Raw genomic sequence first — 18837 nt, forward strand, 5'->3', positions numbered from 1 at the left:
TTTTAATGCATATCATCTCCTGAACCCCTGCATGAAGCCGCAACTCGCACAGGTACGCTGGTACCGGATTATCCCCGTTGTTTTTGTTACATACAGCCTGGCATACCTCGACCGCGCCAACTTTGGGTTTGCGGTGGCGGGCGGAATGGCCGACGACCTCCATATCGACCCGAATACTTCCACGCTGCTGAGCTCGCTGTTTTTTCTGGGCTACTTTTTCTTCCAGATCCCGGGTGCGCATTATGCGGCTACCCGCACGGCCAAGAAGCTGATATTCATTTCGCTGATCCTCTGGGGCGGACTGGCCGCGGCAACCGGGATGGTCAACAACGCGACGGCGCTGATCGTCATCCGTTTCATGCTCGGGGTGGTGGAAAGCGCGGTAATGCCCGCGATGCTGATCCTGCTGAGCCAATGGTTTACCAAAGAAGAGCGCTCCCGCGCCAATACGTTCCTGATATTGGGTAACCCGGTGACGGTGCTGTGGATGTCGGTACTTTCGGGATATCTGATCGACTCGCTCGGGTGGCGGTGGATGTTCATTATTCAGGGCGCGCCGGGCATTCTGTGGGCGTTCATCTGGTGGAAGCTCATCGACGAGCGCCCCATGCAGGCCGACTGGCTGACGCAGGAGGAGAAAATAGCCGTAGAAGAGAAACTGAAAGCCGAGCAGGCGGGTATCAAGCCGGTCAAAAACTATGCGGAGGCATTTAAATCCACGAAAGTAATCCTTCTGTGCCTGCAATACCTGCTGTGGAGTGTCGGGGTTTATGGTTTTGTAATGTGGCTGCCTTCGATCATCAAGGCGGCTCCGAATATGAACATGGTGACTACGGGCTGGCTCTCGGCGGTACCTTATGTGTTTGCTGTGGTGGGGATGCTCGCTGCGTCCTATTTTTCGGATAGAACAGGTAACCGGAAAGTGTTCGTGTGGCCGTTCCTGCTGATTGCCGCGGTGTGCCTTTATACGGCGGTGTGGATTGGTACCGAGCATTTCTGGCTCGCATATGCCTTGCTGGTAGTTGCCGGAGGGGCTTTGTACACGCCTTACGGGCCGTTCTTCGCCGCTATTGCGGAGATACTACCGAAGAATGTGATCGGCGGGGCCATTGGGTTGATCAACAGCCTGGGGGCATTGGGATCGTTTGCGGGGTCTTACCTGGTGGGGTATCTCAATAGCGAAACCGGGAATTTTAATGCTTCCTATACATTGATGGCGGTTGCGCTGGTGTTGGCCACGGTGATCACTATTGCGGTAGTCCCCGCGCCTAAGCCGCTGCAAACGGTGCCTGAGGAGGTCTGATGCCCGATTTTTGTGTAACGGGCGGTTAAGTTCGATGCCTTTGGGTCTTTGTATGCTATTAAAGTACTCTGCCAAACACTTAACCCAAAGTAAATGAGCAATTTTAGACTGCCGGGGCTTCCGGTTTGTGTTTTTCTGTTTTTCCTAACCCTCGTCTACGGACCTACCCACGCCCAAAATAAAAGCCCGAATGTGCTGAAAGACGGCGACCGCGTCGTTTTCCTGGGAAACTCAATTTTTGAGAACGAATTCCGGTATGGTTACCTGGAACTGGCCCTTACCACCCGTTTTGCCGACAAGGGCATCACATTCCGCAACCTCGGCTGGACGGGCGATAACGTCTGGGGGGAGGCGCGCAGTACCTACACCAACCCGCCGACACCTTACGAGCATTTGATGGAGGACATCACCCATGCCGCGCCGAGCATTGTGTTCCTCGCATACGGGGGCGTGGAGGCGCAGGAAGGCCAGGCTGGTGTGGCGCATTTCAAGGATGGTTTGAATAAACTGATTGACAAGATAGAATCGCTAGGCGCCCGGACCGTGCTGCTTTCGACGATCCCGGTGGTTTCTTCCGACACTACGCAGCGTATCGATGCGCGGAATGCCGATCTTGAATTGTATTCCAAAGCGATTGCCGATGTCGCTTCTCAGCGCGGCAAGCAGTATATAGATATTTATAACCCGGTGCTGAATACGAGCAAGAAAGCGGATATCATTGAAAATACCGTCCATTTGAACGAAACCGGCTACTACTACCTCGCCGATGTGTTGGAAAAGGCATTGGGCCTGCCCGCCGACCGGGAAACTTCGACGATCACTATCGCGAAACCGACGCCGTTCTCTTCCAATGTGAAAATACTGACGGACAGCAAGGACAATAACGTGATTGTACGGTTTGCAGCCGCGGACAAATACCTTCCGTTGCCGTTTCCGCAAGCCAGCAGCTGGGTGGGTAATGATGCCAATGTGGTGCGGATTGTCGGGTTGAAAAAAGGGTATTACACACTAGCAGCCGGCAATGAGCAGGTAGTCACCGCATCTGCCAAAGAGTGGGAGAAGGGCGTAGAAATCAAGCAGGGGCCGCAATTCGAGCAGTCGGCACGCATCCGTGAGATGATTATCCGTAAAAACGAATTGCATTTTTTCCAGTACCGGCCATTGAACCAGACCTACATCATCGGTTTCCGCAAGTATGAGCAGGGCAGGCACGTGAAGGGCCTCGAAGAGCAGAATATCCTCATCAAATGGCTTGAAGGGCAGATTATCCTCCATGCCGAACCGAAGGAAGTGGTGTATGAGCTGCGGAAGATAGATTAACGGATGTGCCGTGTGCCGTTTTCTTACGGTGCGCTGCACCTCAAATAGGATGGAAATCTCCTTATTCTACAATCATTTTGGTGCTCTGCACCTGCATTAAGAAGGGTGCAGAGCACCAAAATAATTGTAGCAATTAATCGATTCGAAACAATCCAGGTGCAGCGCACCGCAACAATTGTAACATCAAATATGAAAAAGATATTTTACGGAGCATTGCTCCTTCCTATGATGCTGCTAACCTCCTCGACCGAGCCCGAGCTGCATCCCTTTAACCTGGACCCCGACGTTGAAAAGGAATTGAAATCCTTTAAGGTAGCCGAGGGGTTCGAGGTAACGCTATTCGCTGCCGATCCGATGGTCGCGAAGCCGATCCAGATGAACTGGGACACCGAAGGCCGCCTTTGGGTGGTGAGCAGCACGGTGTACCCGCATTTGAAAACGGGCGAATCGGCGAACGATAAGATATTTGTCCTGGAAGACACGGATGGTGACGGCAAAGCCGATAAATCGACCGTTTTTGCCGAAGGATTGATACAGCCTACCGGTATCCTGCCGGGTGACGGGGGCTGTTACGTAGCCAACTCCACTGAAATCCTGCATTTCGCGGATACCGACGGCGATGGCAGGGCCGACAAGAAACGCCGCATTCTGAGCGGTTTCGGAACCGGCGATACGCACCATTTGATCCACACTTTCCGCTGGGGACCCGAGGGGCGGATGTATTTCAACCAGTCGATCTACATTTACAGCCACGTGGAAACCCCGTTTGGTATCAAACGCCTCGAAGGCGGAGGCGTGTGGCAGCTCAATACGCGTAACCTGGATATGGACGTGTACGCACGCGGGCTTGTGAATCCGTGGGGTTTGCAGTTCGACCGCTGGGGACAGTCGTTTCTGACGGACGGTGCTGGTGGTGAGGGTATTAACTATGCGTTTCCGGGGGCGACTTTCGTAACTGCGCCGGGTGCTGCACGCATTCTGCGCGGCCTTAATCCGGGGCAGCCGAAGCACAGCGGCCTGGATGTGGTTTCGGGCGGGCATTTGCCGGACGCATGGCAAGGCCGCATGATCACCAACGACTTCCGTGCCAACCGCATCAACAGTTTCAAACTGGAAGAGCAGGGCAGCGGTTACGTTTCGAAACAGACCGACGATCTGATGTGGTCGGATAATGTCGCTTTTCGTCCGGTGGATATCAATGTAGGTCCGGATGGTGCCATTTACGTCGCCGACTGGTATAACCCCATTATCCAGCACGGCGAAGTGGATTTTCACGATCCGCGCCGCGATCAGCAGCATGGCCGGATCTGGCGCATTGTTGCCAAGAACCGTCCGTTGGTGAAAAAGCCGCAGCTGGCGAAAGCGACTGTCAATGAGTTGCTCGAATCACTGAAATTACCCGAAGACTGGACGCGCCTGCAAGCCAAACAAGTGCTGAAAGCCCGCGGAGCGAAAGAAGTGCTGCCTGCTTTGGAAAAATGGGTAGCCGGTTTGGACAAAAATGATGCGAAATACGAGCACAATTTGCTGGAAGCATTATGGTTATACCAAACATTGGAAACCGTAAACGAGCCGGTATTGCTCAATTTGCTGAGTGCGAAAAGCCACAACGTGCGTGCGGCTGCATTGCGGGCACTGGCGCTCTGGTACCCCAAAGTTTCGAATACACCGGCATTGTTGGCCAGGGCTGTAGGTGACCAGCATCCGCAGGTACGCCTGGAAGCGGTGATCGCACTACGCAAAACCAAAACACCGGAAGCTGCCAAAACCGCATTAACGGTGCTCGATGCGCAAATGGATGAGTTCCTGGACTTCGCATTGTGGCAAACTGTGCGTGAACTGGAACCGGTGTGGCTGCCCAAACTGAAAACGGATGCCAACCTGCTAGGCGACGCTAAAAAGACGGCTTATGCATTGAAATCGGCGACCGGTGCCGACGCGGCGACTTTGCTGACCGCATTGTACCAGAAAGGCCAGGTACCCGACGATTACCAGAAAGACGTACTCGCTTCCATCGCGCGCCTCGGCCAGCCGTCGGACCTCAATATTTTGCTTGACCTCGCAGTACAGAACAACAACAAGAATGCGGCGGCTCAGCTCGCAGCGCTCGAAGAAGCCGGTAACCAGCGTCATGTAGCGCCTAACAAAAATCCGGAGCGCATTGCAATGCTGATCGGCAACGAGGAGGAAGCGATCAGTCTGAGCGCTATTCGCCTGATCGGCCTTTGGAAGCTATCTTCTTTGAACGACCGGTTGACCGGCCTGATCCAGAGTGGCAACCCGGCTACCAAAAAAGCAGCGCTGGGCGCATTGGGCGCTATTGATAAACCCAAGGCATTGCAACTGGTAACCGATCTGACAGGTCCGAAAAACACGCCCGAAGTACGCATTATCGCGGCAGCGCAACTGGCAGGCCTGGATGAGAAAGAAGGCGCACGCGTGAGCGCCGAGCTCATGCGGACATTACCAGCAGATACCGATATGTCGGATCTGTTCCTTGCATTCATCCCGTCGAACCCCGGTTCGGCTGCATTAGCGGAGGCCATTGCAGCGAAGAAAATCCCGGAAGCCGTAGCTAAGCGCGGGCGGGTACTCGTGCAACAGCGCGCCGGCTGGACGCGCCAGAGCATCGATGAAATCGCTGCATTGAAAAAGGCACTGGAAGCATCAGGTGGCTCATTGCCTGCACCTAAAATGCCGCAAGACCTCGACGACAAAACCATTGAAGGGCTTGCCAAACTGGCCCGTGAAAAAGGGGATGCCGCCAAAGGAGAACTCATTTTCCGTAAAGCGGAGTCGAGCTGCACCACCTGTCATGCCATCGGCGGCGCAGGCGGATTGATTGGCCCGGATTTGAGCAGCCTCGGTACCAGTTCGCCGGCAGAAACCATTATCCGTTCGATCCTGTACCCAAGTGCTTCCATTAAAGAAGGTTACGATCTGAAACGCGTCGTGAAAAAAGACGGATCCGAGCTGATGGGTTACCTGGCCTCCGACGGTGCCAACGATATCGTGATCCGCGATGTGACGGGCAAAGAAGTTTCCATTGCCAAAAGCCAGGTGCAGGTGATGGAGAAAGTCCCCGGCTCGCTCATGCCTCCCGGCCTTACCGCCGGTCTCGACCGCGACCAATTTGTGAACCTCGTCGCATTCCTGACCAAGCTCGGCGAACCCGGCGACTTCCGCGTACCCGCGACGCGCTACGTACGCAGGTGGGAGACGATCGAGCTGAGTAAGGATTTGGCCGCGAAATTCTCCATGGATGCAGGCCCTGTTATCGCCGGCAAGGGTGCCAAAGTGACCACCTCGCCCGTGTACAGCAAAGTCTCCGGCGAGCTTCCTGTGGATAATTTGGCCGAAATGCAAAACAGTGCCGGCAAGGCATTCAGCATTATCCGCTTCGAAGTGGAAGCATTGACCAAAGGTCCCGTAACTTTTGCATTAAACAGCCCCGGCGGCGTTGCGGCCTATAATGGCAACAAAGCACTGAAAGTCTCCGACGGTACCATCACCGCCGATCTCTCACAGGGCATTCAACCGATCACACTCGTGCTCGACCGGAATGTAGTGAAAGGTGGCCTGAAAGTGGAATTGAAAGACGTATCCGGCGGCGCACAGACGAGGTTGAAAGTGGGGAGGTAGTTTGTTTGGATTTGATTGAGATGCAGCCGGCTCCATTGCGGGGTCGGCTGTTTTGTTTCTCTACCTTTAGTACCACGGCAATCCTTCGGTGGCTTTTTTATAACGAGCGGTTGGAGCTAACATTAAAAAGGCACTCATTTTAATGTTAGCTCTGATTTTGGCATTAAATCAGGGATGCCTTTACAGAATTGATGAGCTCTGCCATGACTGCATCAGTAAATTTCAAGCCCCGCTTGTTTTAAATACTATTTCCATCTTTACCCCAATTACAATCATGTTCAAAAAAATACTGGCCCTGTCTCTTCTGATCGGAAGTGCCGTTACGGCACATGCGCAGCAGTTTAAGGCGTTGCTTTTTACTAAAACTGCGGGTTTTCACCATGTTTCCATTCACGAAGGTGTGACCGGGATCAGGAACCTGGCGTCGAGGCATAATTTTTCGGTCGACTGGCAGGAGAATGCCGATGTTTTCAATGACAAAAGTCTGGCTAACTATTCGGTGGTGATCTTCCTGAACACGACCGGCGACATCCTTAACGATACACAGCAGGCGGCGCTCGAAAAGTACATCAAAAGCGGAAAGGGCTGGGTAGGTATCCACGCGGCGGCTGATACGGAGTACGACTGGCCGTGGTATGGCAAGCTGGTAGGGGCGTATTTCAAGACCCACCCGGCGCAGCAAACCGCTTTCCTGGATGTGAAAGACAGCAATTTTCCAGGTCTGGAACGCTTCCCGAAGCGAATGATGTGGACCGACGAGTGGTATGAATACAAGAAGCCGCTCAACGCCGACGACCTGAAAGTGCTCATCACGATCGACGAAAAGACGTACGATCCTAAAACCAGCCAGGGCAATGGCATGGGCGACCACCCGATTGCATGGTATCACAATTTCGACGGCGGCCGGGCATTTTATACCGGCCTGGGCCACATTGGCCTGGTTTACTCCGACCAATCGTTCCTGGATCACCTCTATGGCGGTATTTACTGGGCGGCGACTGGGAAAGGGGTAAAGTAGCGTTGGGGCTGTTTGGATGTCGTTGGTGATTTTGACCGCCGACCATTGACGTCCGACCGCCGACCACCGACCACCGACCACCGACCGCCGACCACCCGGGCCGCAGAGCGGCCTCCTGTTTATAGCAACGACGTTCCCAATAATGTTTTCAGCTCCGGAGGAGCTTCCTTGATCATCACGTATCAGGAAGCTCCTCCGAAGCTGAATTTGTTTTGTAACGCAGGGTGGCTACAAACAGGGAACCGCGTTGCGATTTACTTTTGAGCAAATAGTTTGATCGTGTAATCGAGCAGCGCAGCATCGCCGATTTTGCCGTGGCCGGGGATTACGACCTTCACATCGGGATATTGCGCCTTGATTTTCGTCACCGTCGCCGACCAGGCATCGACATTCGCATCGGCCAGGTTACCTTTCGTCGCATCGATTTCCTTGATCAGGCAGCCGCCGAACATTACCTTTTCGCTCGGGAAATAGCCGATGATATTGTCGCGCGTATGTCCTTCACCGTAGAAAGCCGCTACTACCGGTTTTTTGCCCACTTTCACGTTCAGCTTATCGTCGAAACCTTTCTGAGGGACGGGAAACTTGTGTTCTTTGTCAAATGCAATTGTCTTGTTGGTAGCGTACGAGGGAATGCCGTGTTCGTGGAATGCCTTCAACCCACCTACACAATCCTCGTGGAAATGTGTCGCGATCACGGCTTTCACTTTGCATTTCAAACTGTCCTCGACCCAGCGGATTACCTTTTCCGAAGTTACATCATCTGCCGGCGTATCAAAGATCACCGCCTCGCCCGCATCGAATACGATCAGGCCGTTGCAGGGGACTTTACCGAAAGTTTGCGTTTGCAGGTAGGTGAGGTGGGTGTATGCGTGGTCGCTGACCTTCTGGATAATGAGATCGTCGGTTTTGAAGCTTTTGTCGGGTGTCTGTGCGTGCGCTAGTGTGCACAGACATAGGAACAGGCAAGCGAGAATGTGTTTTTTCATGCGTTGGTTGGTGAGTAGAAGTGAATGGGAAAAGTGGGTGGTAAGATAAAGGAAATTGCTATATTTGGATACATAACCTGTGAAACCATGACGAAACAAGCGATCATCGAACGTACTTTGGAGGCAATTAACCAGCTTCCTGTCGACAAGGCAGAGGAGATATCGGACTTCGCTGAGTTTGTCCGTAAGCGTCATGAGGAACAACAGCTCACCGAAGGGATCCAGTTATTGATCGAAAAAGGTACTGCATTCGAGTTTCTGAGGGACGAAGAAGATATCTATACTATTGCTGATTTGAAAGAAGTGTACAATGGTTAAGGGAGATATTGTACTCATTCCGTTCCCATTTACCGATTTGTCAGGAAGTAAACTGCGCCCCGCGGTTATTCTCGCGGCAGACAGGATCGATATCACTACTTGTTTTATAACCAGTCAAATCGGCTGGCAGGAGCCAACCGACGTCTTGCTTGCTCCAAATCACACTAATGGTTTAAAATTAGCATCGCTTATCAGGACGAGTAAAATAGCCACCCTGGATCAAAGGTTGGCAAAAGGGCTTTTGGGCAGGTTATCAACTCACGAGCTTAATGATATGAATTCCAAACTGAAAATTTTGCTCCAAATTCCTTGAAGCAAAATCCGATAAAGAACATTTTCCAAATCAGCTCCCATGCAAACACTCTCTACCATCCTCGTCGCCTTAGTCTCGGCGGAACACCTTTACATTCTCTACATCGAAATGTTTGCCTGGGAAACGAAGGGCAAGGAAACCTTCAAAGGATCGCTCGCGCCTGAACTCTTCAAACCTACCAAAACGCTGGCTGCGAATCAGGGCCTTTATAACGGCTTCCTGGCCGCAGGGCTGATCTGGTCGTTGCTTATTGAGGACCATCATTGGAGGCTGTATGTGGGTGTTTTCTTTCTGACTTGCGTGATTGTGGCAGGTATTTATGGAGCTGTAACCGCTAGTAAGAAGATATTTTTCGTACAGGCCTTGCCGGCGATTGTGGCTTTGGTGGTATTGCATTTGTGAGGGGAGAGAGCCCGGAAAAATGGCAATTAGCCATCTTACCTGGAATTTTCTTATCTTCGGGTAAACAGTAAGGCTATGAGGACATTGAATGTTTCAATTTCGGAGAAGGAATTTGAAAAATTAGGATTGAAGGGAGAAAGTCTCACATTCGCAGAACTTTTCAATTTGGTCAGCAAGGAGCTTGTTCGCCAAAATATTGAAAGATCTGTTGAATTGGCAGAAAAATATGGTCTGTCGGATATGTCGATGGACCAAATCACCGCCGAGGTGAAAGCTGTACGCACACATGCAAAAAGTAATCATTGATACGAATGTATTTGTATCAGCACTTATTCAAAGGAGTTACCCATATCTGATTGTTCGAGAGCTCTTCATTAATGAGAGGATTCAGCTTTGCGTTTCCGATGAGTTGCTGGCTGAATATTACGAGGTGTTATCAAGGCCAAAGTTTTCGCAATTTCCCGACTTTTTTATCCGTGCAGAGGCTCTCCTTGCGGAAGTTGATTGGCGAGGTGTAAAGTAGTTGATTAAGGAAAGACGGGTTGACTGACTCTGAGACCTTAGTCACTGGATTATCTTAAAACTTGTCCCATAATCGCCCTCCTCGCCGCGTTGAAGTTTGAAGTGGTTAGAGATAATAATAATCGTGTTGATGACCAACAAAGCGAAAATGACGCATAAAACGATAACCGGGTTAATCAAAAAATTAAGAATACCAGACATCATACCTACAAAAGTAATTCCATAAACCAGCAGTGACCAGGTGATCTGAAAGTTTAGTATGCGTTTGCCGAGTTCGCTTACGCCGGCTACTGTATTGCGCTTATACATCCAAATTGCCCAAGGGATAAGTATATTTCCTAGCGGGATGAACCAGAAGGATAATGCGGAAAGATTCAGTAGTTTCAAAATGCCTGGATCTTCGATGGCCGATGGCGTGGCGGTGGGTGTGGAAAATTGATCGGCAGAAAAGGCTTCAATATCTACTTCGAGCGCCTGCGCGAGAAGCCGTAAGGTCTCACCGCGTGGAACGACGCTGCCGGTTTCGATCCGTTGCAGAGTGCGCAGGTTAATGCCCGCCATTTCGGCCAGCGCTTCCTGCGAAAGGCCTTTGTTTTTGCGCAATGTACGGATTTGCTCGGAGGTGGTTTGTTTGTTCATTTCGAAGTTGTTTCCGGTAAAATTAGGGTTTCGACTACACATTTGATAGCGGCATTAGTGCGACATTTCTGCGTAGTGGTACATTCTCCGGCATTGTTCTGCATTGTTTCCGCTGGTTTACTATATTTAAGCATCATCAAAACGTTTCACTTCATTCCTATGCGACACCTTTTCAAAAGAACATTTATTCCAATACTACTTTCCGGACTGGCAGCGTTGCCTTCGCTCGCACAGCAACAGCCATCGCTCCTCGGCTTCGGTACCGATGCTGCAAAGAAGCAGCTCGACCTCGAAGCCACTTTTGACAAACAATTACAAGCCAATAACCTGCGCGACTGGATGAAGCGCATGACCGCTTTTCCCCACCAGTTGGGATCTCCATATGGCCTTAATAATGCACTTTTCCTCCGCGACAAGCTTGCTTCGTGGGGTTTCGATGCACGGCTGGATACCGTGCATGTGCTTTTCCCGACGCCCAAAGTGCGCATTCTGGAATTGACCGAACCGACGAAATTCAAGGCATCATTAACCGAAAAACCGTTGAAAGAGGATGCCACATCCGCGCAAACGAAGGATGTATTGCCGCCTTATCACGCGTTTTCGGCCAATGGCGATGTGACGGCCGAGCTGGTTTTTGTGAATTATGGCGTGCCCGACGATTACGAGGAGCTGGCGAAACTGGGTGTGGATGTGAAGGGCAAGATCGTAATCGCGAAATATGGCGGTTCATGGCGGGGGATCAAGCCGAAAGTGGCATATGAGCATGGCGCGATCGGATGCATTATTTATTCCGATCCGAAGGAGGATGGTTATTTCCAGGGCGACGTATATCCCAAAGGGGCATTTAAAAATGAGTCGGGTGTGCAGCGTGGCTCGGTGGTGGATTTGCCGCTGGCGCCGGGTGACCCGCTGACGAACGGGTTTGTGGCCGATGCGACGCATAAACGGCTGTCGGTGGAAGAGGCCCCGGCGATGATGAAGATCCCGGTACTGCCGATTTCGTACGGTGATGCATTGCCGCTGCTCAAAGCATTGGGCGGACAAATTGCGCCCGCGACCTGGCGGGGCGCATTGCCGATCACTTACCACGTCGGCCCTGGCCCGGCGAAGGTGCATTTGAAGCTCGAATTCAACTTCGATATCGTGCCTTGCTACAATGTGATCGCGACGCTGAAAGGCAGCGAGTTCCCCGACCAATGGGTGATCCGCGGTAACCACCACGACGCCTGGGTGTTCGGCGCGGCCGACCCGGTGAGCGGCGCTGTGGCCGAGCTGGAAGAAGCGCGGGCATTGGGCGAGCTCGTCAAAACCGGCTGGAAACCGAAGCGTACCATCGTCTACTGCTGGTGGGACGGCGAGGAGCCCGGCCTGCTTGGCTCGACGGAATGGGTGGAAAAATACCAGTCCATCTTGAAGGAAAAGGCCGTTGTGTACCTCAATTCGGACGGAAACGGTCGCGGGTACCTGAGCGCGGGCGGCTCGCACACGCTCGAGAAGTTCATCAACCAGGTAGGCCGCGACGTGATCGACCCCGAAAAAGGCACGAGCGTGATCGATCGGCTGCGCTCGCGCACGATCCTCAACGGCTCGCCGACTGCCAAGCAGGAAGCCCGCACCCGCACCGACCTGCGCATTGGCGCCCTCGGTTCCGGTTCCGACTATACGCCGTTCATCCAGCACCTCGGTATCGCCTCCCTCAACGTCGGCTACGGCGGCGAGGATGCCGGCGGCGACTACCACTCCATTTTCGACTCCTACGACCATTACACCCGTTTCAAAGACGGCGACTTTGCCTACGGCGTAGCCCTTGCCAAAACCCTCGGCCGCTCCGTCCTCCGTTTCGCCAACGCCGACGTGCTGCCCTTCGATTTCAGCAACTTCGCCAATACCGTGCAGCTCTACACCTCGGAAGTAAAAAAGGAACTCGAAGCCGCCCGCGCCAAAGCCGAAGACCACAACAAATCCCTCGCCGAAGGCCGCTACGAAGCCGCCTCCGACCCGAAGGATCCATTTGTGAAGCCTATGCCATTATCGGTAGCTCCCTATTTGAACTTCGCGCCGCTGGATAATGCATTGGTAGCCCTCGAAAACAGCGCCAAAGCATTCGCCTCGGCTTCTTCGAAATTCTCTGCATTGCCTGCGGACAAGTTGAAGGAGTTGAATGAGATATTATATAAAACCGAAAGGAAGCTGATTCATGCCGATGGCTTACCTCGCCGGCCCTGGTATCGGCATCAGATCTATGCGCCGGGATTTTATACGGGGTATGGCGTGAAGACTTTGCCGATGATCCGGGAGGCGATTGAGCAGCGGAATTGGAAGGAGGCTGAGGAGGGGATTTTGCGGGTTAGTGGGGTTTTGGAGGGGTTTGTTGGGGAGGTTGAGCGGGCTAGTGGGGTGGGGAGGTGATGTGCGGCGTGTCTCGAAGCCGCCGCTTGGAAATGTGCGAGAATCGTGTTCGCTCCACTAAACTAAAATCTCGGGCGAGCTTGTATACTAGAACTGCTTATTAGCAAATGGATTAGGTTTATGATTTTTCCGTTCGAAGTGTGATCGAGGCCACTTGGTTTGCGGCGTCAGTTAGTGTATATTTCAGTAAACGTCTAAGAGCTATACGATCAATTAAATGATTACGACCATTGGGATGGAAGAGATTGTTCGAATTAAACTTTCCGGATACTACAACGAAGAAGCCGTTTCGTTGCTAAGAGATTTTTACTCCAATATTATTCAAAAAGCAGTTGACCTAGAATTGTGGGACTACTCAATAAAAGCAATAATTCTAACGGACCATTTTTTAACCGATATTGCCAAGCAGGCAGAGGAATGGAATGTGAGAACTTCAATATCCCAGGAAAAGGATTATTCTGTTGCTAGCAAAATCTTGTTTAATCAAAATTTGGACTTTCCTGAATATCAAATATTTCTGAACTTTCAGATCTTGGCTCAAAACCCCCTCCACAATGAAGAAATTACTTTTGGACAGATAATTGGCATTTACTCGAAGAGAATTATACCTGCTTATATTCGAAAACAGGCGATGAGTCACTTTCCTCACACTTTGGAGGATTGCGTTAAGTCAGTTTCTATCGAATGGTGTTCGACTTTTTATAGAAAATCGTTAGAAGATAGAATAAGAAAATCCACCATTCCGCCAATTAACCCGAGTAACTTATTAATAACATTTAAACGAAAATTAAAGAAGGCTTTATACGAATATAATAGTGATGGGCTTGATGCACAAGGAAGGTTAATTAGATTTTGGGATCAATATCTTTCGAGTATTGATGTGCTATTTCTGCGACTCATAGAGATTGATCTTTCCGAGGTTATAAAGGAAATTAAAGATAATGAAATTTGTAAAACATCATTAATCAAAGTTATAAATGAAATTAGGTGCCTGACTGAAAAATGCTTGAAAGGAGATACTTTTGATGTTATAGCATTAAAGATCGCAATTAGGGAATTCTCGGGCAATTTTCATGTTTTTCTGGAAAAAGAAACTGATGATAATTTTTACATCAATCTTCCGCGCGACCCAAAGGACTACTTTGTTGGAGAGATTGTGGAAACTGAGCCTAGAATCATTTGTTTTATGGATATACTCGGGTTTAGTGACTTGATTCATGACTACGAAACGGATCTTACTTCAACCGTTTTGCAAGATATACAGGAATCATTCGCACTTGCCAAGGTACAGCTTTTAGAAACGACCACATTGAATAATCAAGATTTGCTTAAACATCTTTCTTACCAGACTTTTTCAGATAATATTTGTATTTCAATTCCTTACTTTGATAATGAGGATGATTTCTTAATGAATTTCAACTTTATTTCTGTATTTGTGAGAGGTTTTCAGCAAATAATGTTTTCTAAGCGGATTTTTATGCGCGGTGGCGTGTCGACTGGGTCATACTATGCTGACAATAACATTATATTCTCGTCAGGGCTAATAAAAGCATATCATCTTGAAAGTAAAACAGCTATTTACCCAAGGGTAATTATCGATAAGTCGATTATTGAAAGGCTTCGTAAATACGACCGTAAAAAATTATCTAAATTTGCCTTAGACAGAGCGGTCATACTGGATTGGGAAAATGTTTGTTTTTTTAACCCATTTGGTTTGATTGATGGCTCGATACAGATGCTGGAATCTGCGTTTAATAATCTACTAGAAGACACAGACGATGATCCTTTAATAAGGTCTGTATTGAAGTTAACACAGTCAATCAATAATGTTACTTTGGAGACGCTTAAATCTATTTCGGACAATGAGCGGGAGGAGATATCGAAAGTGAAGCAGTTTGTTCTGCATAATATTTACATTTACAAGGACAACGAAAGGGTTCTTTCCAAATATTTGTGGCTTGAACAATTCATTAAGTGGCATGAAGGAGACAGTACTCGTAAGTTAGAGTTTAGAGAGCTATCCAGTATTTTAGACAAAGAATGATAAATTGAAATGGACTCCCGTGCAGAATGAGAAATATTAAAATATTTCGTTTGGCTATTTGGGGTCGCATTGACCGTAGTGTGAATAGGATTTGCAGCCCATATCGCGTGGAGGCATTCAATCACCCTTTCTTCCACACCTTTGATTGCAATCCTACTTTGTTTAAGTTATTTGCATAGCTCATCATCAGTCCGAGTAATTTCGTCACGGACAGCCTCCGGAATGAAAATTCTCCCAGCACTTCCCAACTCATTCAGCACATCCCAATAGGTTGGACAAAACTTTGGTGAATAATAGGAGTTCCAGGCCTGGATCAGCACGTTGGCGTCCAGGCAGTACTTGTTGATTGCGTTACTCATTTGTATAACTGGGCTTCCAGGTTGTGAAAGTGATTGATTTTCACATTGAGTAGCGAGCTTGCTTGAGTGGGTTCAAGGCTGCCGCCACGAAATGCGTCCAGAACGGTTTGAGTAAATAATCGGCTATTTTTCTGAATTTGTAATAAATAGTAGTTTGGTCCGCCAGCGCTTTCCTTTTGCTTGGCCTTTTTCTCTTCTTCTTTGATGAGAAAGGCCTTGAATTCGGCGTCCGCCGCTGTTTTTAAACTCTTGTATTGAGCAATTGAGATCAGGTTCAAATTCAATGCGCGAACGAGCAGAGCAAAGGAGCTAACACCGAACGTTTTTGCAATCGTAAAAGCCTGAGACGCTGATTGAAATATGTTACTGCCGACCTGGCGTAGCATGTTAATTGGAATCAGTGCATTCGCAGCTACTTCATTGCAGAACAGTTCAACAGGGTGAAGTCGATCAGCCTTTCGAAAACCCGGCTCGACGTCAGCGGAAATTCCAGTGGCTGCAATCCAGATGTGTGCAAGCTCGTGTACGAGCGTAAACAGCTGCGGCGCAGCCCAGTCCTCAGAATTAATAAAAACAAATGGCGCATAAGGATCGGCTATGGCAAATCCTTGAAGTTCGTTGCTATCTAAGGTCAAATGGGAGTTGATGAAACTCGTTCGTGAAATGAAAATACCCCTTGCTTCTGCCTTGTCTATCCATTCTTTGATTGCATTTCCATTAGCGTATTTGCCCGGAGAAATTGCAAGTGTATCGAGAATGTCCTGCGCTACCAGTGCCGGGTTGTCATGGATTGTAAAACGACCAACGAAAGGAAACTTTTGCTCATTCTTTTCCCTATTGGTTTCGCTGATCCAGGCTTGTTTCTGCTGAATCTCACGAATAATGAAAACGGAGCCGGTACTTAGTGGTTTTGAATCGCTTCTGCGGAAGTCTTGTAAAGGTTGAAAGTCCCGCGGAATGTCGGGCAGAAAGAATAGTGCGAATGGCCGTTTGTAAGCCTTCGCCAGCATCTGAGCCTGTTTGATAGTCGGTTGACTTGTTCCTGCTTCCCATTCCAGCAATCTCTCCGCAGGGACATTAACTTTTGAAGCCGCTATTTCCGCAGTGATTTTTGCCGATTCGCGGGCCCATTTAAAAACGATAGGTGTGATGTGTGCTTTGTCTGCCATGAAGTTTGAGGAGTTACTTTAATAGTTGTTAAGACAGGCAGAGTTGGCGTCTACTCTTTTGTCGAATTCAACAACTCCCTAATATCCACCTTCAACCAAACCGAAATCTCATAAAGCGTTTCCAATGACGGCTGTGAGTCGTTGGTGCACCAGCGTGAAACCGTCGATTGCGCCTTGCCAAGTTCCTGAGCTAGGTCCTTGCTTGTCTTTCCTTGTTCGTGTAGTACTATCTTGATTCTATTAAGGCGCATAATTAGCGACGACTGCATATTTTATGCTATCTAACGCTAATTCTGAACTAAATCAATTTTAGAAAAGCCCTCGAAAGACTACTAGAAATATTGTTTTACATCATATTTATATTGTTATTTGCTATGTAAATTATGTAAAACAGCAACTATGACACTCCGAAAAAAATCTTCAAACCCCTCCGAGCGGCGCCTCAAAGTTTACGGCAAATACCTCCCACGCGCATGGTACGGATACGCCCTCATGCCCGAAATCCGTCTCTGCGGCAAGTGGCTGCAAGAAGCCGGCTTTGAATGTGGCGATGAAGTGACAGTGAAGTGCTTAGGTAACAAATTGGAGATCACGCTCAACGCAACAGAGGAATCGTTGCTTTGAAAGCAACCATTTGTTTTACGATGACGACTGTTTAATAACGGGATGCTGAGTCAAGTCACATTTTGTTTACTTTGGAACAATTCTTCAAGATATTTTAAACAAAATGGATCATCATCTTTGCCACGACAATGAGCGGACGAAGTCGCATATTGAAAAACACGGTTTGTCTGTAGTCATTATCGAAGCGACAGACTATCTACCATCTTTTGCTTACAGCGTTGGCCTTTGGCAGGAATATCGCCATCCGGAAATTATATGCTTCGGGTTGTCAAATGACTCTCTGCACAACTTGGTTAACTATGCAGGCCAATTAGTGCGGGAGGGGACTGAGTTTAGGGCGGGGGAGCCGTCGGGTGAAGTTCTTGAAGTCGGATCTGCCATGTTCGTTGAGGTCGATGAGCGAAATGTCGGCGATTATTTTGGCTATGCGATGGAATTCTACAACTATCAACGTTTTCCGGCTCTGCAAATGATCTGGGCAGATCGGGCGGGTAAATTTCCCTGGGAAAATGGTTTTGATGAAAAGTATTTGGCGATGCAGCCTTTGCTGGATCGTAATGCAGATTTTAAGTTTCGGGAAGCGACAAATCTTGGAGTTTTTACGACCAGGCAATGGCTGGAACTTGGCAGCCCTATTTTGAGGGTGGTCCATGACGATGATGGTGACTGGCAATTTTTGACGGGAGACCAAGATCCTGAGGATATCCGGCTAGTTGCCTTATCGGAAATCATAAAAAGAGATCCGAGCCTAAACGAGTTATTTAATCTTGGATATGGGGAAGCGGCTGAGAGGGAATCAATTGAGAAGCGTTGGGTGAGGGAAAAACCTTCAAATGAAGAAGATGGCGAGTATTGATAGGCTGTCTTCGACTTCGCTCAGCTAACATTTCACATTGTAGTCTTACTGAAATTGTCACGCTGGGCGAAGCCGAAGCAAATCCACGGTGCTACTTCACCGTATACCAATCCCTAACCCGCACATCAATCATCCCATCCTTCTCATTCACCAGCTTCTTAAACGCCTCGGTATCACTAAACCCATTCTGTCCGCGGTAGTGATAAGGATAAACGACCTTAGGCTTGAATGCCAGCACGGTCGCAGCAGCCTCGTTAATATCCATCGTGTAAGGCAAATTCATGCATACAAATGCCACGTCGATGTTTTTCAATGCCTTAATTTCGGGAATGCCGGAAGTGTCACCGCTGAGGAAGACCGATTTGCCGCCCAGTTTGAGGACGTAGCCGTTGCCTCGGCCCTTGGTATGGCGGGAGTCGGCGGTTTCGGGGAGGTTGTACATCGGGATGGCGGTGATGCTGATGCCAAGCTTTTCGGTGGTGGCACCGTTGGCGAGGACGGTGGTTTTGGCTTTCAATGCTTCGGACATTTTATCGGCGACGGCTTGTGGGGCCACGATAATGGTGTTCGTCAGGTCGAGGGCATCGAGGGAAGCCGGGTCGAAGTGGTCGCCGTGGATGTCGGTGATCACGATCAGGTCGGGTTTGGCGATGCCTACGAAGGTTTTCGGGGCCTGGTAGGGGTCGGCGTAAATGGTTTTGCCGTTCCAGGTGAGGGCCAGCGTGGCGTGGTTGAGTGGCTGGATTTTGAGCGGACCTTTGGAGGTCGGGATTTCATCGGGTTTGGGAAGCTGCGCGAAGCCTAGCGAGGCCGCCAACAGAAGCAAAAAGGTGAAAGTCGTTTTCATGATTTGTTTGTTTTAGACTAGCCAAATTTACGCTTTGCAGCCCCGCAAGCAAGTTTTTACACA

19 protein-coding genes are annotated in these 18837 nt (G+C 49.5%); 13 read left to right on the top strand and 6 right to left on the bottom strand.

Features of this window, described 5'->3' with window-relative positions; all coding sequences use genetic code 11:
• The first annotated feature begins 31 nt into the window (after positions 1–31).
• The 4 genes from J2Y43_RS12970 to J2Y43_RS12985 all read left to right on the top strand — a co-directional run bounded on the left by J2Y43_RS12970 (position 32) and on the right by J2Y43_RS12985 (position 7283).
• Positions 32–1303 (top strand): MFS transporter, encoded by a 1272-nt coding sequence (locus tag J2Y43_RS12970; RefSeq protein ID WP_309983148.1) that lies wholly within the window; start codon positions 32–34, stop codon positions 1301–1303.
• Positions 1304–1396: 93 nt separating this feature from the next.
• Complete coding sequence (locus J2Y43_RS12975; protein WP_309983150.1) at positions 1397–2623, top strand: GDSL-type esterase/lipase family protein; 1227 nt, start codon at positions 1397–1399, stop codon at positions 2621–2623.
• A gap of 189 nt (positions 2624–2812) precedes the next feature.
• Positions 2813–6265, top strand: coding sequence for a PVC-type heme-binding CxxCH protein (locus J2Y43_RS12980; RefSeq protein ID WP_309983153.1), 3453 nt, complete (start codon positions 2813–2815; stop codon positions 6263–6265).
• Between the two features lie 274 nt (positions 6266–6539).
• Positions 6540–7283 (top strand): ThuA domain-containing protein, encoded by a 744-nt coding sequence (locus J2Y43_RS12985; RefSeq protein WP_309983155.1) that lies wholly within the window; start codon positions 6540–6542, stop codon positions 7281–7283.
• A 254-nt stretch (positions 7284–7537) separates the two neighbouring features.
• On the opposite strand, the gene bla is transcribed toward J2Y43_RS12985, so the two are convergent.
• Entirely contained in the window at positions 7538–8272 is a 735-nt protein-coding gene (gene bla, locus J2Y43_RS12990) for a subclass B1 metallo-beta-lactamase (RefSeq protein WP_309983157.1), read from the bottom strand.
• 87 nt (positions 8273–8359) lie between these two features.
• Here bla and J2Y43_RS12995 point away from each other — a divergent pair, with 87 nt between their 5' ends.
• The 5 genes from J2Y43_RS12995 (at position 8360) to J2Y43_RS33575 (ending at position 9828) form a co-directional block, all read left to right on the top strand.
• On the top strand, positions 8360–8590 hold the full coding sequence (locus J2Y43_RS12995) for a hypothetical protein (RefSeq protein WP_309983159.1): 231 nt from the start codon (positions 8360–8362) through the stop codon (positions 8588–8590).
• Positions 8583–8903 carry a type II toxin-antitoxin system PemK/MazF family toxin gene (locus tag J2Y43_RS13000; RefSeq protein WP_309983161.1) on the top strand — a complete coding sequence of 107 codons (321 nt, stop codon included), beginning with the start codon at positions 8583–8585 and terminating at the stop codon, positions 8901–8903. Before J2Y43_RS12995 ends, J2Y43_RS13000 begins: the two co-directional genes overlap by 8 nt.
• 39 nt (positions 8904–8942) lie before the next feature.
• A complete protein-coding gene (locus tag J2Y43_RS13005; RefSeq protein ID WP_309983163.1) occupies positions 8943–9305 on the top strand; it encodes a DUF1304 domain-containing protein in 363 nt (120 codons plus the stop codon).
• 75 nt (positions 9306–9380) lie between these two features.
• Complete coding sequence (locus J2Y43_RS13010) at positions 9381–9611, top strand: hypothetical protein (protein ID WP_309983165.1); 231 nt, start codon at positions 9381–9383, stop codon at positions 9609–9611.
• On the top strand, positions 9592–9828 hold the full coding sequence (locus J2Y43_RS33575; RefSeq protein WP_409014420.1) for a putative toxin-antitoxin system toxin component, PIN family: 237 nt from the start codon (positions 9592–9594) through the stop codon (positions 9826–9828). Before J2Y43_RS13010 ends, J2Y43_RS33575 begins: the two co-directional genes overlap by 20 nt.
• Positions 9829–9869: 41 nt before the next feature.
• Here the strand turns inward: J2Y43_RS33575 and J2Y43_RS13015 are convergent, their stop codons facing one another.
• Complete coding sequence (locus J2Y43_RS13015) at positions 9870–10466, bottom strand: helix-turn-helix domain-containing protein (protein WP_309983167.1); 597 nt, start codon at positions 10464–10466, stop codon at positions 9870–9872.
• 159 nt (positions 10467–10625) lie between these two features.
• On the opposite strand from J2Y43_RS13015, the gene J2Y43_RS13020 reads away from it, so the two are divergent.
• On the top strand, positions 10626–12875 hold the full coding sequence (locus J2Y43_RS13020) for a M28 family metallopeptidase (RefSeq protein ID WP_309983169.1): 2250 nt from the start codon (positions 10626–10628) through the stop codon (positions 12873–12875).
• A 217-nt stretch (positions 12876–13092) separates the two neighbouring features.
• Positions 13093–14919, top strand: a complete 1827-nt coding sequence (locus tag J2Y43_RS13025) for a hypothetical protein (RefSeq protein ID WP_309983171.1) — start codon at positions 13093–13095, stop codon at positions 14917–14919.
• 167 nt (positions 14920–15086) lie between these two features.
• Here J2Y43_RS13025 and J2Y43_RS33580 read toward each other — a convergent pair whose 3' ends face one another.
• The 3 genes from J2Y43_RS33580 to J2Y43_RS13035 are packed head-to-tail and all read right to left on the bottom strand — an operon-like array spanning position 15087 to position 16716.
• Complete coding sequence (locus tag J2Y43_RS33580) at positions 15087–15278, bottom strand: DUF4411 family protein (protein WP_409014421.1); 192 nt, start codon at positions 15276–15278, stop codon at positions 15087–15089.
• Complete coding sequence (locus J2Y43_RS13030) at positions 15275–16447, bottom strand: XRE family transcriptional regulator (RefSeq protein ID WP_309983173.1); 1173 nt, start codon at positions 16445–16447, stop codon at positions 15275–15277. The genes J2Y43_RS33580 and J2Y43_RS13030 overlap by 4 nt, the downstream gene beginning before the upstream one ends.
• Positions 16448–16497: 50 nt before the next feature.
• On the bottom strand, positions 16498–16716 hold the full coding sequence (locus tag J2Y43_RS13035; RefSeq protein ID WP_309983175.1) for a helix-turn-helix transcriptional regulator: 219 nt from the start codon (positions 16714–16716) through the stop codon (positions 16498–16500).
• 130 nt (positions 16717–16846) lie between these two features.
• On the opposite strand from J2Y43_RS13035, the gene J2Y43_RS13040 reads away from it, so the two are divergent.
• A complete protein-coding gene (locus tag J2Y43_RS13040; protein ID WP_309983177.1) occupies positions 16847–17071 on the top strand; it encodes a SymE family type I addiction module toxin in 225 nt (74 codons plus the stop codon).
• Positions 17072–17174: 103 nt separating this feature from the next.
• Entirely contained in the window at positions 17175–17927 is a 753-nt protein-coding gene (locus tag J2Y43_RS13045; RefSeq protein WP_309983179.1) for a DUF4262 domain-containing protein, read from the top strand.
• A gap of 91 nt (positions 17928–18018) precedes the next feature.
• On the opposite strand, the gene J2Y43_RS13050 is transcribed toward J2Y43_RS13045, so the two are convergent.
• Positions 18019–18774, bottom strand: a complete 756-nt coding sequence (locus J2Y43_RS13050) for an MBL fold metallo-hydrolase (RefSeq protein ID WP_309983181.1) — start codon at positions 18772–18774, stop codon at positions 18019–18021.
• Positions 18775–18837: the final 63 nt, after the last annotated feature.

Origin of the sequence: Dyadobacter sp. BE31 (assembly GCF_031457695.1) — a bacterium.
In the GTDB taxonomy this organism is placed as follows: Bacteria; Bacteroidota; Bacteroidia; order Cytophagales; family Spirosomataceae; genus Dyadobacter.

Excerpts from the sequence above, each read along its gene's own strand:
- J2Y43_RS12985 (WP_309983155.1), top strand. The coding sequence starts at position 6,540 with ATGTTCAAAAAAATACTGGCCCTGTCTCTTCTGATCGGAAGTGCCGTT.
- J2Y43_RS33580 (WP_409014421.1), bottom strand. The coding sequence starts at position 15,278 with ATGAGTAACGCAATCAACAAGTACTGCCTGGACGCCAACGTGCTGATC.
- J2Y43_RS12980 (WP_309983153.1), top strand. The coding sequence starts at position 2,813 with ATGAAAAAGATATTTTACGGAGCATTGCTCCTTCCTATGATGCTGCTA.
- J2Y43_RS13045 (WP_309983179.1), top strand. The coding sequence starts at position 17,175 with ATGGATCATCATCTTTGCCACGACAATGAGCGGACGAAGTCGCATATT.
- J2Y43_RS13035 (WP_309983175.1), bottom strand. The coding sequence starts at position 16,716 with ATGCAGTCGTCGCTAATTATGCGCCTTAATAGAATCAAGATAGTACTA.
- J2Y43_RS12970 (WP_309983148.1), top strand. The coding sequence starts at position 32 with ATGAAGCCGCAACTCGCACAGGTACGCTGGTACCGGATTATCCCCGTT.
- J2Y43_RS13005 (WP_309983163.1), top strand. The coding sequence starts at position 8,943 with ATGCAAACACTCTCTACCATCCTCGTCGCCTTAGTCTCGGCGGAACAC.
- J2Y43_RS12995 (WP_309983159.1), top strand. The coding sequence starts at position 8,360 with ATGACGAAACAAGCGATCATCGAACGTACTTTGGAGGCAATTAACCAG.
- J2Y43_RS33575 (WP_409014420.1), top strand. The coding sequence starts at position 9,592 with ATGCAAAAAGTAATCATTGATACGAATGTATTTGTATCAGCACTTATT.
- J2Y43_RS13020 (WP_309983169.1), top strand. The coding sequence starts at position 10,626 with ATGCGACACCTTTTCAAAAGAACATTTATTCCAATACTACTTTCCGGA.
- J2Y43_RS13050 (WP_309983181.1), bottom strand. The coding sequence starts at position 18,774 with ATGAAAACGACTTTCACCTTTTTGCTTCTGTTGGCGGCCTCGCTAGGC.
- J2Y43_RS13010 (WP_309983165.1), top strand. The coding sequence starts at position 9,381 with ATGAGGACATTGAATGTTTCAATTTCGGAGAAGGAATTTGAAAAATTA.
- bla (WP_309983157.1), bottom strand. The coding sequence starts at position 8,272 with ATGAAAAAACACATTCTCGCTTGCCTGTTCCTATGTCTGTGCACACTA.
- J2Y43_RS13030 (WP_309983173.1), bottom strand. The coding sequence starts at position 16,447 with ATGGCAGACAAAGCACACATCACACCTATCGTTTTTAAATGGGCCCGC.
- J2Y43_RS13000 (WP_309983161.1), top strand. The coding sequence starts at position 8,583 with ATGGTTAAGGGAGATATTGTACTCATTCCGTTCCCATTTACCGATTTG.
- J2Y43_RS13025 (WP_309983171.1), top strand. The coding sequence starts at position 13,093 with ATGATTACGACCATTGGGATGGAAGAGATTGTTCGAATTAAACTTTCC.
- J2Y43_RS12975 (WP_309983150.1), top strand. The coding sequence starts at position 1,397 with ATGAGCAATTTTAGACTGCCGGGGCTTCCGGTTTGTGTTTTTCTGTTT.
- J2Y43_RS13015 (WP_309983167.1), bottom strand. The coding sequence starts at position 10,466 with ATGAACAAACAAACCACCTCCGAGCAAATCCGTACATTGCGCAAAAAC.
- J2Y43_RS13040 (WP_309983177.1), top strand. The coding sequence starts at position 16,847 with ATGACACTCCGAAAAAAATCTTCAAACCCCTCCGAGCGGCGCCTCAAA.